Here is a 14,138-nt window from a genome sequence, read left to right as displayed (position 1 = left end):
ACCCTCACGCCTTCGGTATGTCGAAGAAGTACGTCAGTCCGCCGGCGAGGCGGATGTCGCCCTGGATCTTGAGCTTACGGGTGAAGAACAGCGCCGGGCCAGAGGCGTTGCCCGACGCCAGCTTGAGGAATTCCGGGGCGGCCATGGTGAGGGTGAGCTGCGGATCACGGCCGCTGTCCTGCCGGGAGACCGTGCAGGCGCCGTCGGCGATATGCGTCTCGTAGACGTCGCGGGCGTCGTCGCCGTTGGTGATCCGCCACCGGATGAGCGCGTCGCGCTTCCCCGCGACGTCCGGCTTGAAGAGGGTCTCCATCCGGTTGAACACCTCGTCGAGCACGCGCTTGCGCTGCGGCCCGCTCATCAGCTCGGCGATCCGCCGGACGGGCAGCTCCTTGACGATGCGGGCGAATTCCTTCGGCTCGACCGTACCGAAGTCGAGCGTGTCGAGGTCGAGATCGCCGATGTCGGCCATGCCGGGCACCACCCTTACTCCAGAGTAAGTTTACTGGTGGGTAATCCTAGAGCCGCCACTCTAGGCTGGCAACGTGTCCCACGATTCCTCCCTTGGCGCTGAGAACTCCACGGTGCACGCGATGGCCGAGCGGCTGGCCGGCGTCCCGGGTATCGCCGGTGTGCTGCTCGGCGGCAGCCGGGCCCGCGGCACCCACCGCCCGGACTCCGACTGGGACCTCGGCCTGTACTACCGGGGCGAGCCCGACACCGCGGCACTGGCCGCCCTCGCCGCGGAGTTCACCGGCGGACCCGTCGAGGTCGCGGGCCCCGGCGGCTGGGGACCCTGGGTGAACGGCGGCGCCTGGCTGACGGTCGACGGGGTGCCGGTCGACTGGATCCTGCGCGACCTCGACCGCGTCGAGCGCGTCTGGGACGACTGCCGCGCCGGCCGCTACGAGGTCGGCACCCAGCCCGGCCACCCACTCGGCTTCTGGTCCCCCGCGTACCCGGGCGAGGTGGCGCTGGGCCGCGTACTCGCCGACCGGGACGGGGAGTTGACGGCGCTGCGGGAGCAGACCCGGCTCTATCCGGAGCCGTTGCGCGCGGCGCTCGTCGCCGCCGCGTGGGAAGCGGAGTTCTCGGTGGCCGGAGCCCGCAAGTCCGCCCGCGCGGGCGACACACTGCATGTCGCGCTCTGTCTGTCCCGGGCGGTCGGCGTCCTCACCCAGTCCCTCCACGCGCACCACCGCGCCTGGTGCCTCAACGAGAAGGGCGCCCTGGCGGCCGCCGCGGCGCTCCCCGGGACGCCCCCGGAGTTCCGCAGCCGCGCCGAGGACGTTCTGACCCGGCTCGACGATCCGGCGGCCGCCGTCGAAGCAGCGGCCGCACTCGTCGCCGACACCCGCGACCTGCTCAACTCCTAGAACTCCGAGAACTCCCAGAGGCGGAACAGGCCGCGGGTCCGGAACGGCGTCAGGCGCCCGGCAGCCACTGCGGGCAGATCAGGCGTCCCGCGGCCACTGCGGGGAGCGGCCCAGTATCGCGACGATCCGGTCGAGCGGATCGCCCGTACCGCCGTCGGCCACCGCGGGCCCGAACGCCGCTCCGGCGGTCAGCCGGCTCTCTCCCGCCGGTACCGCCGCGGCCACCGGCAGCGCCGCCTCCAGCACCTCCGGGTCGAACTTCGCGTCGACGCCGAGCGCCCGCGCGACATCCCAGCCGTGCACCACCGTGTCCACGAAGTGGAATCCGATCGCCACCGGCGCCGGGAAGGGCCGCCCGTCGCGGACCTCCGGCAGCCACCACCTGCGGTCCAGCACCCCCGATTCGCTGAAGGCGGCCGCCACATCGGCGGCCGACGCCGCGAACGCCCCGGCCGGGTCGTCCCCCACCGGCCGGTCGGCGAACACCGACCGGTCCTTCGTCTCGCCCCGCGCCGCCGCCGCGAAGCCGTGGTTCTGCCCCACCATGTGCTCCAGCAGCCGCCGCAGCGTCCAGTCCCCGCACGGCGTGGCCACGTCCAGCCGGGTCGATCCGATCCTTCCGGTGATCTCTTCCGCCGTCCGCAGCGCCTGCCGATGCAATACCCGAAGATCCGTCATACCCGAAACCGTAGCCGCCGGGTACGACAACGCGGTGGGCCGGCCGCGGCGGAAACCCGTTCGTCCGCACCCATGTTGGGCCCTACGCTGCGGAGATGAGCAACCGCAAGCCCCTCGTGGCGATCCTGAGCGGGGCCGGTATCTCCACGGACTCGGGGATTCCGGACTACCGCGGCCCCAACGGCCTGTGGCGGCGCGACCCCGGTGCGGAGAAGCTCGTCACCTACGACACGTACATGGCCGACCCGGACATCCGCCGCCGCGCCTGGCTCATGCGGCGCGACAGCGAGACCTGGCACGCGCGCCCCAACGCCGCGCACCTCGCGGTGGCGGAGCTGGAAAAGTCCGGCGTCCCGGTCCGTGTCATCACCCAGAACGTCGACGGGCTGCACCAGTTGGCGGGGCTCCCGGACCGCAAGGTGTTGGAGCTGCACGGCACGGCCCGCGCCGTCGTCTGCACGAAGTGCCATGCGCGCAGCGGCATGGACGTGGCGCTGGAGCGGGTGGCGGCAGGCGAGCAGGACCCGCCGTGCCTGGTGTGCGGGGGGATCCTGAAGTCCGCGACGGTGATGTTCGGGCAGCGCCTCGACCCCGAAGTGCTGGCGCAGGCGATGGCCATCACGAAGGCGTGCGACGTGTTCTTCTCCGTGGGCACGACGCTGCGGGTGCAGCCCGCCGCGTCACTGGCGGGCATCGCGGCCGAGCACGGGGCGCGGCTGGTGATCGTGAACGCGGAGCCCACGCCCTACGACGAGTTGGCCGCCGAAGTGGTGCGGGAGCCGATCGGTACGGCGCTGCCCGCGCTGCTCAGCGCGCTCGCTTCGCCAGGGACCTGAGGACGGAGCGGGCCGCGTGGTGCCCGCTCATGCCGTGCACTCCGGGGCCCGGCGGGGTCGCGGAGGAGCAGAGGAAGACGTTGGGGCGGGCGGTGGCGTACGGGTTCCAGGCGATCTTCGGGCGCAGCACGGTCTGGAGCCCGGCGAAGGCACCGCAGGCGATGTCACCGCCGACGTAGTTGACGTTGTGGGCGGCGAGTTCGGCCGGACCGGCGACGGCGCGGGCCAGCACGAGGTCGCGGAAGCCGGGCGCGAAGCGCTCGATCTGCCGCTCGACGGCGTCGGTGGCGTTGCCGTGCCAGCCGTGCGGGACGTGGCCGTAGGCCCAGAAGACGTGCTTGCCCTGCGGGGCGCGGGACGGGTCGACGACCGTCGGCTGCGAGGTGATCAGGAAGGGGGTCTGCGGCGGCCGGCCGCTGACCGCCCGGTTGAGCGCGTCGCCGATCTCCGTGTACGTCGGGCCGATGTGGACCGTGCCGGCCCGGCGGGCGTCGGGCGCGCTCCAGGGGACGGGACCGTCCAGCGCGTAGTCGATCTTGAAGACGGACGGGCCGTAGCTGAAGTTCCGGTAGGCGTCGCCGAGTCCGGCGATACGGGCCAGCGCGGTCGGTGACGTGTCGAAGACATAGGCCCGCGCGGGCGGCAGCTCGTCGAGCTTGCGCACCGTCACACCGGTGTGGACGACGCCGCCCTGCTCCGTGAGGTACGAGGCGAGGGCGTCCGAGATCGCCTGCGAGCCGCCGCGTGGAATCGGCCAGCCGCCCGCGTGCGCGGCCAGCGCGAAGATCAGGGCGGTGGCACCGGTCAGCGGCGAGCTGAGCGGGGTGATCGCGTGCGCGGCCAGTCCGGCCAGCAGGGCACGGGCCTTGGGGTCGCGGAAGCGCCGGGCCAGCAGGGCGACCGGCGGCAGCCCGGTCAGGCCGAAGCGGACGAACCGGTAGGGGTCGATGGGTACCCCGCGCCACTGGGGCCGCAGCAGGTCGGCGGCCATCGTGTTCCAGTGGCCGATGTACGGGGCCACCAGCCGCCGGTAGCGGACGGCGTCGTGCGCGCCGAAGGACGCCGCGGTCTCCCCCACCGAACGCGACAGCAGCGCGGCCGTGCCGTCCGGGAAGGGGTGCGCCATCGGCAGCTCGGGGTGCAGCCACTCCAGGCCGTGCGCGCGCAGCGGCAGCGCCTTGAACGCGGGCGAGCCGGCGCCCATGGGGTGCACCGCGGAGCACGGGTCGTGCCGGAAGCCCGGCAGCGTCAGCTCCTGGGTCCTGGCGCCGCCGCCGATCGTGTCCTCGGCCTCGTAGATCTGTACGGACAGGCCCGCGCGGGCCAGCTCGGCCGCGGCCGTCAGCCCGTTCGGCCCGGCCCCGACGACCACCACGTCCACTACTGCGGTCCGGCTCATCACGCGCCCATCAGCTCGATGATCCGCCGCGCGGTCTCCGCGTCGCGGGCGATGGAGAACGGCAACGCGTTGCCTCCGGGGATACGGAACGGCTCACCGGTCACCGTCAGACTCGCGCCGCCGGCCTCGGTCACCAGGAGGAGCCCGGCGGCGTGGTCCCAGGGCAGTTCCCAGAAGAAGGCGACGCCGTCGACGCCGCCTCGGGCCAGCTCCAGGTACTCGATGCCGGCGCAGGTGCACGAGCGGGTCGCCGCGCCGGCCGCCTCCAGCCGGCCGAGCAGCACCCGCTCCTGGTCGGTGCGGAAGACCGGGTTCGACGTCGAGACCCGCAGGGTGCCGTCCGGCGCGGCGGCCGTGTGCATCCGCTGCCCGTTGAGATACGCGCCGGCGCCGCGCCGCGCGGTCGCCATCAGCCCCCGCTCGGGGACGTAGGTCCAGGACGCGAGCGGCTCGCCACCCTGCACGAGGGTGACGAGCGTCGCGTAACCGTCCTCGCCGCGGACGAAGTTGGCGGTGCCGTCGACCGGGTCGACGACCCACACCGGGTCGTCGCCGTCCAGCCGCTTGAGGACGCCGGGGTCGGCGCTCACCGCTTCCTCGCCGACCACCACGGAGCCCGGCAGCAGCGCGGTCAGCTCCTCGGTGAGCCGTTCCTCCGCCCGGCGGTCGGCGGTGGTCACCAGGTCGTAGGGGCCGTTCTTCTCGATCACGTCCTCGGCCGCGAGCCGCCGCCAGCGCGGCGTGACCTCCTCGGCGACCACGCTCCGCACCACCCGCTCGACGGCGGCGAGCAGCTCCTCGTTGACCTCGTTGACCATGCCTCCATCAAATCAGACCGGGGCCGCGTCCTGTCGTACGGTTCGCCGGAGCAGGGGGTGCATGAGGGCCGTGTAGAGGACGAGCGCGGAGCCGAGACCCACGGCCCAGCCGTAGTCCGCGAGCGGTTTGAGGAACGGGATCATGCCGTCGGCGGGGAAGGGCCCCTTGCCGGGCTCCGAATGGGAGCCGCCGACCGCCAGCACCCCGCCGACGACGAAGGCCGCGACCGCCCGCCAGTTCCAGCCGGCGGTGTACCAGTAGCGGCCGCCGGGGGTGTAGAGGTCCACCAGGTCCAGGACGGTGCGGCGGATGATCCAGTAGTCGGCGATGAGGATGCCCGCGACCGTTCCCAGCAGCCCGCCGACCACGCCCAGCCAGGTGAAGATGTAGAACTCGGGGGTCTCGATGAGCTTCCACGGGAAGATCACCACACCCACCACTCCGGTGATCATCGCCCCGGTGCGGAAGTTGATGTACTTCGGCGCGAGGTTGGACAGGTCGTAGGCCGGTGACACCACATTGGCCGCGATGTTCACACTGATGGTCGCGATGAGCACGGTGACCAGCGCGAAGACCAGGCCGAAGACGTTGTCGGTCTTGGCGGCCAGCTCGACCGGGTTCCAGATGGCCGCTCCGTAGACGGCCTGCGATCCTGAGGTGACCAGCACCGACAGCAGCGCGAAGAACGTCATCGTCGTGGGCAGGCCCAGCGACTGGCCCCAGATCTGGGCCCGCTGGCCGGCGCCGAAGCGGGTGAAGTCGGGGATGTTCAGCGACAGGGTGGACCAGAAGCCGATCATGCCCATCAGTGAGGGGAAGAAGACCGGCCAGAAGTCGCTGCCCCAGCCGAGCTTCGACGGCTGGTCGAGCAGCGGCCCCAGGCCGCCGGCCTTCACCGTGATCCAGATCAGCAGCACGACGGCGCCGACGAGGACGAACGGCGCGGCCCAGTTCTCGAAGCGCCGCAGCGTGTCCATACCCCGGTAGATGATGGCCAGTTCGAGGGCCCAGAAGACCACGAAGCACAGCCACATGGTCCACGGGTAGCCGCCGATCTTCCCGACGTCCGCCCAGCCGCCGCCGAAGATCTTGCCGAGCAGGACGAATATGCCCTGCCCGCCGATCCAGGTCTGGATGCCGAACCAGGCGCAGGCCACCGCCGCCCGCACCAGCGCCGGCAGGTTCGCCCCGCGGAGCCCGAACGAGGCCCTGGCCAGCACCGGGAACGGAATGCCGTACCGGGGTCCCGCGTGCCCGGTGAGCAGCATCGGGAAGAGCACGATCACGTTCGCCAGGGCGATCGTGAAGACCGCCTGTTTCCAGTCCATGCCGAGCGCGACGAGTCCCGAGGCGAGCGTCCAGGAGGGGATGTTGTGCGCCATCCCGATCCACAGCGCGGTGAAGTTGTACGTCGTCCACGTACGGTTCGCGAGCGGGACGGGCAGCAGGTCCTCGTTGGCGAACCGGGTGTCCGGCAGGGCCGCGTCGGCCGGCAGTTCGACGCGGTCCCCCGGGCTTGCGGTTATGGTCATCGGCACCTCGTCTCAGGTCAGCTCAGCGCGGGGATGATGTGCTCGCCGTAGGCGTCGATGGTCGACTCCTTGGCGTCGTGCATGTCGTACAGCGCGAACTGGTCGACGCCCAGGCCCCGGAGGTGTTCGAGCTTGGCGAGATGCGCCTCGACCGGGCCGAGCAGACAGAAGCGGTCGACGATCTCGTCGGGCACGAAGGCGGTGTCGGGATTGCCCGAGCGGCCGTGGTGGGCGTAGTCGTACCCCTGGCGCTGCTTGATGTACGCGGTCAGCTCGTCGGGCACCAGGCCGGAGTGCTCGCCGTAGCGGGAGACGAGGTCGGCGACGTGGTTGCCGACCATGCCGCCGAACCAGCGGCACTGCTCGCGGGCGTGCGCGAGCTGTTCGTCGCTGCCGTCCGTGACGTAGGCGGGCGCGGCGACGCAGATGGTGATCTCGGACGGGTCGCGGCCGGCGGCCGACGCCGCTTCCCGCACGGCGTGGATCATCCACTCGGTGAGGAACGGGTCGGCCAGCTGCAGGATGAAGCCGTCGGCCTTCTCACCGGCCAGGGCGAGCGCCTTGGGCCCGTAGGCGGCCATCCAGACGGGCAGCTTCCCGTTCTCCACCCATGGCAGCCGCATGGGCGTGCCGTCGACGGACGCCTCGCGGCCCTCGGCGAGGTCGCGGATGACGCCCATCGCCTCGCCGACGCGCGCGAGGGTGTTGGGCTTGCGCCCGGCGACCCGCATCGCCGAGTCGCCGCGCCCGATGCCGCACACCGTGCGGTTGCCGTACATGGAGTTGAGGGTGGCGAAGGTGGACGCGGTCACTTCCCAGGTGCGGGTGCCGGGGTTGGTGACCATCGGGCCGACGATCAGTTTGCGGGTGTGTTCGAGGATGCGGCTGTAGATGACGAAGGGCTCCTGCCAGAGCACGGCGGAGTCGAAGGTCCAGCCGTGGGTGAACCCGTTGCGCTCGGCGCGGCGCATGAGGCCGACGACACCGGAAGCGGGCGGATCCGTCTGCAGGACGAGGCCGAAGTCCATGGCGCTGCTCCTAGATGAGGTACTGGCAGGTGCTGCGCGGGGTGTACTGGCCGTGGCCGGCCCGCCCCACGTACGTCCGGTCGGTGATCACGGGCTCGCCGCGCGACAGGACGCTCTCGACCCGTCCGGTGAGCCGCTTCCCCTCGTACGCCGAGTAGTCGACGTTCATGTGATGGGTCTCGGCGGAGACGACCTGCTCGGCGTGCGGGTCGTAGATGACGATGTCGGCGTCGGCGCCGGGCGCGATGGTGCCCTTGCGCGGGTAGAGGCCGAACATCCTGGCCGGGGTGGCGCAGGCGATCTCGATCCAGCGGCGCCGGCTGATGCGGCCGTCCACGACGGCCTGGTGCAGCAGGTCCATCCGGTTCTCGACGCCCGGCAGCCCGTTGGGGATCTTGGAGAAGTCGCCGCGGCCGAGGTCCTTCTGCCCGGTGAAGCAGAACGGGCAGTGGTCGGTGGAGACGACCTGCAGGTCGTTGGTGCGCAGCCCCCGCCAGAGCGCCTCCTGGTGCTCCTTGGGGCGCAGCGGTGTGGAGCAGACGTACTTGGCGCCCTCGAAGCCCGGCTCGGCGAGGTTGTCGGTGGACAGGAAGAGGTACTGCGGACAGGTCTCGCCGAAGACGTTGAGGCCCTTGTCGCGGGCCTGCGCCAGCTCGGCGAGCGCCTCCTCGGCCGAGACGTGCACGACGTACAGCGGGGAGCCCGCCACCCGCGCGAGCTGGATGGCGCGGTGGGTGGCCTCGGCCTCCAGCAGGGCCCTGCGGACCTCGCCGTGGTAGCGCGGGTCGGTGTGCCCCGCCGCCAGCGCCTGCTGGACGAGGACGTCGATCGCGATGCCGTTCTCGGCGTGCATCATGATCAGGCCGCCGTTGCCGGCCGAGCGCTGCATGGCGCGCAGGATCTGGCCGTCGTCGCTGTAGAAGACGCCGGGGTAGGCCATGAACAGCTTGAAGCTGGTCACACCCTCCTCCACCAGGACGTCCATCTCCTTCAACGTGTCCTCGTTGACGTCGGAGAGGATCATGTGGAAGGCGTAGTCGATGGCGCACTGGGCGTCGGCCTTGGCGTGCCAGGCGTCCAGGCCGGAGCGCAGCGAGTGGCCGACGCTCTGCACGGCGAAGTCCACGATCGTCGTGGTGCCGCCCCAGGCCGCGGCCCGGGTGCCGGTCTCGAAGGTGTCGGACGCCGCGGTGCCGCCGAACGGCAGCTCCATGTGGGTGTGCGCGTCGACGCCGCCCGGGATGACGTACTTGCCGGCGGCCTCGACGATGCGGGCGTCGCCGCTGGTCCAGCTCTCCGCGACGGCCGACTCGTGGGCGGCGAGGGCCACCACCCGGCTGCCCTCGATCAGCACATCGGCGTGGATCTCCTCGGCGGCGGTGATGACGAGTCCGCCACGGACGACGGTGCGTTCGGTGCTCATGACCTTCCTCCGGCGAGCTTGTCCTGGGTCTGCCTGAGCGCGTCCGCGAGGGCGCTCGCGCCTTCTTCCGCCTCGGCGACGCTGAGCGTCAGCGGCGGCGCGATCCGCAGCGCGTTGCCGGCCCGGCCGCCCTTGCCGATCAGCAGCCCGTACTCGCGGGCCGCCTCCAGCACCAGGCTCGCGGCCTGCGCCGACGGTTCGCCGGTGTCGGGTTCGACGAGTTCGATGCCGAGCATCAGACCCCGGCCGCGCACCTCGCGGACGATGGGCAGCGCGGCGCTGATCGCCTCCAGCCGGGACTTGAGCAGCCCGCCGACCCGGCGGGCGTTGCCCTGCAGGTCGTGGTCGACGAGGTACGTCAGGTTGGCCAGCGCGCCCGCGGTGGTGATCGGGCTGCCGCCGAAGGTGGAGATGGAGTTCGCGGTCAGGCAGTTCATGACCTCGGCGCGGGCCACGACACCGCCCATGGACATGCCGTTTCCGATGCCCTTGGCGAACGTCAGGATGTCCGGCGGGCCGGCCTGGTCGTGGGCCTGCCAGCCCCAGAAATGGTCACCCGTCCGGCCCCAGCCGGTCTGCACCTCGTCGGTGATCCACAGGATGCCGTGCCGGTCCAGGACCCGCTTGAACGCGGCCAGCAGCTCGTCCGGCCCCGAGGTGAAGCCGCCGACGCCCTGGATCGGTTCCGCGATCAGCGCCGCGACGCTGCCGTTGGCCTGGCCGAGGATGTCCTCCAGGTCCTCGACGCAGGCGGCGGTGAACGCGGCGTCGTCCAGATGCGCGTACGGGCCGCGGGAGCGGACGCCGCCGTGCACGTACAGCGTCTGGAGCGGGGAGAGGCTGGTCGGCGACCAGGCGGAGTTGCCGGTGATGCCGATCGAGGTGAACGAGCGGCCGTGGTAGCTGTTGCGCAGCGCCAGGACCTGGTTCGAGCCCCGGTAGGCGGTGGCGAGCAGCAGGGCGGTGTCGTTCGCCTCGGTGCCTGAGGTGGTGAAGAAGACCCGGGCGTCCGGGATGCCGGACAGCCGGGCGATGCGCTCGGCCAGGTCGACGGTCTGCCGGCTCAGATAGAGCGTCGAGGAGTGCAGGATCTTCCCGGCCTGCTCGGTGATGGCGGCGGTGACCTCGGGGAGGGCGTGCGCGGTCATCGTGGTCAGGATGCCGCCGAAGAAGTCGAGGTAGCGGTTGCCCTCGGCGTCCCAGACATGGCGGCCCTGGCCGTGGGTGATCTCGATGGGCTCGCTGTAGTACGTGGCGAGCCAGTCGGGCATGACGGCCTGGTGGCGGGCGTGCAGGGCGGAGTGCAGGTTCTCGGTCACAGTGGCCATAACGATCAGGCCTCCGTGAGGTCGCCGTAGGCGTCCGGCCTGCGGTCCCGGTAGAACGCCCACTGCTGGCGCACCTCGTCGATGAGGTCGAAGTCCAGGTCCCGGACGACCAGTTCCTCCTTGGTGTCGGAGGCGACCTCGCCGACGAACTTGCCGCGGGGGTCGACGAAGTAGCTGGTGCCGTAGAAGTCGTTGTCGCCGTACTCCTCCTGGCCCACCCGGTTGATGGCGGCGATGAAGTACTCGTTGGCGACGGCGGAGGCGGGCTGCTCCAGCTGCCAGAGGTAGGCGGACAGACCGCGGGAGGTCGCCGACGGGTTGTAGACGAGCTGGGCGCCGGCCAGCCCCAGGGCGCGCCAGCCCTCGGGGAAGTGCCGGTCGTAGCAGATGTAGACGCCGATCCGGCCGACCGCGGTGTCGAAGACGGGCCAGCCGAGGTTGCCGGGCTTGAAGTAGAACTTCTCCCAGAACCCCTTGACCTGCGGGATGTGGTGCTTGCGGTACTTGCCGAGGAAGGTTCCGTCGGCATCGATGACCGCGGCGGTGTTGTAGTAGAAGCCGGACTGCTCGACCTCGTACACCGGCACGACGATCACCATGCCGGTCTCGCGGGCGAGCGCCTGCATCCGCTGGACGGTGGGTCCGTCGGGGACCGGTTCGGCCCAGCGGTAGTGCTCGGCCTCCTGGACCTGGCAGAAGTAGGGGGCGTTGAACACCTCCTGGAAGCCGATGACCTTGGCGCCCTGGGCGGCCGCGGCCCGGGCGTACTCCTCGTGCTTGGCGATCATCGACTCGGTGTCACCGGTCCAGGTCGCCTGGACGAGCGCGGCACGCACAACGTTGCTCATGAGCAGCTCCTCTGACGTGGCATCACGTCCGGTCTACGCACGTAGATTCCGGCCGTGTGGAAGAACGTAGAAGCGCCTTACCCGCTCTGGCAAGACCGCTACCGTTACTTGACCGGGTCGATCACGTTTCCAGCCCGACCGGGGCAACCGGCGGCCGCTCCGGCAGTCCGGCGTGCTCCCCGCCGGTGATTCCGGCGCGCTCACCGGTCCGGCAGACCCGCACGGCGCAGGGCGGCCGCGATGTCCCGGCGGCGCGGCTTGGAGATCGACGCCGCGACCGCCAGCAGCGGCGCGGCGAGCCCGGGGTACGCGCCGGCGACGGCCGCGGCCTCCTCAGGCAGCCGGGTCCTGACCACGGCGCCCAGGAGTATCCCGGCCGCCTCGCCCCCGTTCTCCTCGTACAGCGCGGCCGCCAGCACCGCGACCTCGCCGGCGGGGCGTGCCGCGGCCTGGTGCAGCAGGGTGCGGCAGTCGTCCGTGCGTCCGGCCTGCGCCAGGGCGGCCGCGGCGGCGGCCAGCCGGTCCGGCGGCAGGCCGGCGACCTCCCACAGCAGCGTCGCGACATCCGCCGCCAGACCGGCGCGTTCCAGCTCACGGGCCAGCACCGGCAGCGCGGCGGCCGGGCCTGCCGCCGCCTCGCACAGCACCACGTACGCCTCCCCGCCGCGCCCGGCCCGGCGCAGGCCGCCCAGCCGGGCCGCCTCGCTGCGGGCCTCCGCCTGCCGCGGTCCGGCGTCGGGCGATATGTCGGCGGTCCGTGGCGGTGCAGGCTCGGCGGCGGCACCGGCGAAGCGCGCGCCACGCGGTGCGGGTCCAGCCGCCGGGGCACCGGTCGCCGCGGGGCCCTCCTGCCGGGGCGCCTCGGACGTCGCGTCGTCCGCCTCGTCCAACGGCTCGTCGAACGCCGTCGCGAACCGGGCACCGCGCGGGCGTGACCCGGTACCGCGTCCGGACGCCTTGGGGCGGCGCTTCGCACGCCCGGCCGGCGCGGCCGGTGCGACGGGTTCGGCGCTCTCTTCCGGTCCGACGGCGGAGCTCTGCTGCCGGGCCGACGGATCCGCCGGGTGCCCCGGTTCCGGCGTCCTCGGGCGGAACCAGTCGTCCGGCGCGGGGGAACGGTCGGCGGCGGACCGGTCCGTGAAGAACTCTCCGGCGAGCCGCGTCTCGACCGCGTCGAGCCGGGCCTGCAGTTCCGCGCAGCGCGCGCCCGCGCGTTCCCGGTCGTCGCGGGCCCAGGCGAGGGCGTTGGCCAGCCGCCCCGCCGTCACGGAGTGGGGGTCGCCGCCCGTCGCGGTGTACTCGTGGGCCGCGTGCGCGGCCTCGCGTTCACGGAGCACGGCGTCGTGGCGTTCGCGGAGCATCGCGTCCAGCCGGGAGCGCAGTGCCGTCCCACTGCCGGGGGCCGCGTCCCGCCCGGCCGCGGCGGCGCGGTACAGCCGCTGGGCGCGGCCGACATCGGCCGGGTCGACCGGTGTGCCCCGCAGCGCGGCCAGGTCGTGAAGAACTGCGTGCACCACGTCCCAGGGCGCCAGCTCCACGCCCGCCTCGTACGCGTTCACCCCGCCCGGGTCACGTCGCGACAAGGCGCCGTACCAGCCCGGCGCGTCCCCCAGTCCGGCGACCAGCTCCCGGAAGAATTCGGTGAACTCTCGTGCAGAGTCGGCCAGTTGAGGTCCGGCGCCGCGCTGTGTCATCGCTGCTGCCTCTCCGCCCCCGCCCCGGAGGCATGCAGTCCCGTTCCCGCATTCGACACCATTCGTGTTACGGGGCGGCTACGGGGAGTTTTCGTCCGCACCGCGGCTGCCTCAACTGCCTTACCCGGCGCACCGGTCACCAGTGCCCCACCGGGACGACGGAGCCGCGGCGATTCATCTGCGCGGCCGGCCGCCGGTCCGCGAGACTGGCCGCTATGCGTCTCCTCCGAACGATCCCCCGCGCGACATCCTCGGCGAGCGTGAGCGCGAGCGCGAACGCGAACGCGAACGCCCTGACCGCCGTCGCCGCCGTGCTCGTCCTGAGCGCCGCACTGACCGGGTGTTCCGGCTCCTCGAGCTCGTCGGACGGCAAGGACCGGTCCCCGCTGCTGTCCGGCCCGACCCGCACGACCGCGTCCGGCACCCCCGCCTCGGGCCGGACCACCGTCACCTACACCCCGCGTTCGGCGCCGGGCGCCGAGACGTTGCGGCGCACCGTGGATCTGCTGCGGACCAGGGCCGACGCGTTCGGGCTGGAGGGCGCGCGGATCGAGGTGCACGGCGGCACGATCACCGCCGAGGCGCCCGGCGACAGCGGTGAGCGGCTGCGGCAGCTGGCCGTCACTGCCGAGCTGGGATTCCGGCCGGTGCTGGGCGGCGACGCCTCCGTGCCGCCCGAACTGCAGCGGCAGTTCACCGCCTTCGACTGCATGGCGCCGGTGCCGGCCGGCGCACCGGCGCTGTCCCCCACGAGCCCGACGGTCGCCTGTGACAGAACGGGCCCCACAAAGTACGTCCTCGGTCCCGTCGCTCTCAGCGGCCGGGACGTGACCAGCGCCAAGGCGTCGCTCGACGCGCAGGCCGGCAACGGCTGGACGATCAACCTGGTGCTCACCTCGGCGGGCGGTCGAAAGTTCGCGGAGCTCACCGGCCGGCTGTCCCAGCAGAGCGCGCCCGCCAATCAGATCGGCATCATGCTCGACCGCCAGGTGATCTCCGCACCGTCCGTCTCCCAGTCGATCACCGGCGGAGCGGTGCAGATCAGCGGCAACTTCACCCGTACCTCCGCCCAGGATCTGGCCGCCCAGATCAGCTCCGGCGCCCTGCCCGTGGAGCTGACCGTCTCCGACGTCACCCACATCCCCTCCTAGGAGCCGAAGCTCCCAGGAGGGACCCG

13 protein-coding genes are annotated in these 14,138 nt (G+C 72.2%); 3 read left to right on the top strand and 10 right to left on the bottom strand.

All coding sequences use genetic code 11. From position 1 onward, the window contains the following. Nucleotides 1-4: 4 nt before the first annotated feature. The gene (locus C8250_RS32875; protein WP_138355553.1) at nucleotides 5-472 is read right to left on the bottom strand and encodes an SCP2 sterol-binding domain-containing protein; all 468 of its coding nucleotides are present in this window, start codon (nucleotides 470-472) and stop codon (nucleotides 5-7) included. Nucleotides 473-593: 121 nt separating this feature from the next. Here C8250_RS32875 and C8250_RS32870 point away from each other — a divergent pair, with 121 nt between their 5' ends. Beyond that, complete coding sequence (locus tag C8250_RS32870; RefSeq protein WP_138355606.1) at nucleotides 594-1,376, top strand: nucleotidyltransferase domain-containing protein; 783 nt, start codon at nucleotides 594-596, stop codon at nucleotides 1,374-1,376. A gap of 78 nt (nucleotides 1,377-1,454) precedes the next feature. Here C8250_RS32870 and C8250_RS32865 read toward each other — a convergent pair whose 3' ends face one another. Continuing rightward, on the bottom strand, nucleotides 1,455-2,054 hold the full coding sequence (locus tag C8250_RS32865) for a TIGR03086 family metal-binding protein (RefSeq protein ID WP_138355554.1): 600 nt from the start codon (nucleotides 2,052-2,054) through the stop codon (nucleotides 1,455-1,457). Nucleotides 2,055-2,149: 95 nt separating this feature from the next. Between C8250_RS32865 and C8250_RS32860 the strand changes: the two genes are divergently transcribed. Then, nucleotides 2,150-2,890, top strand: a complete 741-nt coding sequence (locus C8250_RS32860) for a Sir2 family NAD-dependent protein deacetylase (RefSeq protein WP_138355555.1) — start codon at nucleotides 2,150-2,152, stop codon at nucleotides 2,888-2,890. Here C8250_RS32860 and C8250_RS32855 read toward each other — a convergent pair. The 8 genes from C8250_RS32855 to C8250_RS32820 form a co-directional block, all read right to left on the bottom strand. Then, nucleotides 2,862-4,289: an NAD(P)/FAD-dependent oxidoreductase gene (locus tag C8250_RS32855; protein WP_138355556.1), complete on the bottom strand. Its 1,428-nt coding sequence runs from the start codon at nucleotides 4,287-4,289 to the stop codon at nucleotides 2,862-2,864. The genes C8250_RS32860 and C8250_RS32855 overlap by 29 nt on opposite strands. Beyond that, nucleotides 4,289-5,107: an inositol monophosphatase family protein gene (locus C8250_RS32850; RefSeq protein WP_138355557.1), complete on the bottom strand. Its 819-nt coding sequence runs from the start codon at nucleotides 5,105-5,107 to the stop codon at nucleotides 4,289-4,291. The genes C8250_RS32855 and C8250_RS32850 overlap by 1 nt, the downstream gene beginning before the upstream one ends. A 12-nt stretch (nucleotides 5,108-5,119) precedes the next feature. After that, nucleotides 5,120-6,640, bottom strand: a complete 1,521-nt coding sequence (locus C8250_RS32845; protein WP_138355558.1) for an NCS1 family nucleobase:cation symporter-1 — start codon at nucleotides 6,638-6,640, stop codon at nucleotides 5,120-5,122. A 17-nt stretch (nucleotides 6,641-6,657) separates the two neighbouring features. Next, nucleotides 6,658-7,668: a TIGR03842 family LLM class F420-dependent oxidoreductase gene (locus C8250_RS32840; protein ID WP_138355559.1), complete on the bottom strand. Its 1,011-nt coding sequence runs from the start codon at nucleotides 7,666-7,668 to the stop codon at nucleotides 6,658-6,660. A 10-nt stretch (nucleotides 7,669-7,678) separates the two neighbouring features. After that, nucleotides 7,679-9,091, bottom strand: a complete 1,413-nt coding sequence (gene hydA, locus C8250_RS32835; RefSeq protein WP_138355560.1) for a dihydropyrimidinase — start codon at nucleotides 9,089-9,091, stop codon at nucleotides 7,679-7,681. Further along, a complete protein-coding gene (locus tag C8250_RS32830; RefSeq protein ID WP_138355561.1) occupies nucleotides 9,088-10,419 on the bottom strand; it encodes an aspartate aminotransferase family protein in 1,332 nt (443 codons plus the stop codon). Before C8250_RS32830 ends, hydA begins: the two co-directional genes overlap by 4 nt. A gap of 5 nt (nucleotides 10,420-10,424) precedes the next feature. After that, nucleotides 10,425-11,267: a nitrilase-related carbon-nitrogen hydrolase gene (locus tag C8250_RS32825; RefSeq protein WP_138355562.1), complete on the bottom strand. Its 843-nt coding sequence runs from the start codon at nucleotides 11,265-11,267 to the stop codon at nucleotides 10,425-10,427. Nucleotides 11,268-11,467: 200 nt separating this feature from the next. Then, nucleotides 11,468-12,961 (bottom strand): hypothetical protein, encoded by a 1,494-nt coding sequence (locus C8250_RS32820; protein WP_138355563.1) that lies wholly within the window; start codon nucleotides 12,959-12,961, stop codon nucleotides 11,468-11,470. A 260-nt stretch (nucleotides 12,962-13,221) separates the two neighbouring features. On the opposite strand from C8250_RS32820, the gene C8250_RS32815 reads away from it, so the two are divergent. Continuing rightward, on the top strand, nucleotides 13,222-14,112 hold the full coding sequence (locus C8250_RS32815; protein WP_138355564.1) for a hypothetical protein: 891 nt from the start codon (nucleotides 13,222-13,224) through the stop codon (nucleotides 14,110-14,112). The last annotated feature ends 26 nt before the right edge of the window (nucleotides 14,113-14,138 follow it).

Origin of the sequence: Streptomyces sp. So13.3 (assembly GCF_005860785.2) — a bacterium.
Lineage (GTDB): Bacteria > Actinomycetota > Actinomycetes > Streptomycetales > Streptomycetaceae > Actinacidiphila > Actinacidiphila fildesensis.
This window is presented reverse-complemented; position numbering and strand designations above follow the sequence as displayed.

Coding starts and splice junctions, on each gene's coding strand:
- C8250_RS32875 (WP_138355553.1), bottom strand. CDS start 472: ATGGCCGACATCGGCGATCTCGACCTCGACACGCTCGACTTCGGTACG.
- C8250_RS32870 (WP_138355606.1), top strand. CDS start 594: ATGGCCGAGCGGCTGGCCGGCGTCCCGGGTATCGCCGGTGTGCTGCTC.
- C8250_RS32865 (WP_138355554.1), bottom strand. CDS start 2,054: ATGACGGATCTTCGGGTATTGCATCGGCAGGCGCTGCGGACGGCGGAA.
- C8250_RS32860 (WP_138355555.1), top strand. CDS start 2,150: ATGAGCAACCGCAAGCCCCTCGTGGCGATCCTGAGCGGGGCCGGTATC.
- C8250_RS32855 (WP_138355556.1), bottom strand. CDS start 4,289: ATGAGCCGGACCGCAGTAGTGGACGTGGTGGTCGTCGGGGCCGGGCCG.
- C8250_RS32850 (WP_138355557.1), bottom strand. CDS start 5,107: ATGGTCAACGAGGTCAACGAGGAGCTGCTCGCCGCCGTCGAGCGGGTG.
- C8250_RS32845 (WP_138355558.1), bottom strand. CDS start 6,640: ATGACCATAACCGCAAGCCCGGGGGACCGCGTCGAACTGCCGGCCGAC.
- C8250_RS32840 (WP_138355559.1), bottom strand. CDS start 7,668: ATGGACTTCGGCCTCGTCCTGCAGACGGATCCGCCCGCTTCCGGTGTC.
- hydA (WP_138355560.1), bottom strand. CDS start 9,091: ATGAGCACCGAACGCACCGTCGTCCGTGGCGGACTCGTCATCACCGCC.
- C8250_RS32830 (WP_138355561.1), bottom strand. CDS start 10,419: ATGGCCACTGTGACCGAGAACCTGCACTCCGCCCTGCACGCCCGCCAC.
- C8250_RS32825 (WP_138355562.1), bottom strand. CDS start 11,267: ATGAGCAACGTTGTGCGTGCCGCGCTCGTCCAGGCGACCTGGACCGGT.
- C8250_RS32820 (WP_138355563.1), bottom strand. CDS start 12,961: ATGACACAGCGCGGCGCCGGACCTCAACTGGCCGACTCTGCACGAGAG.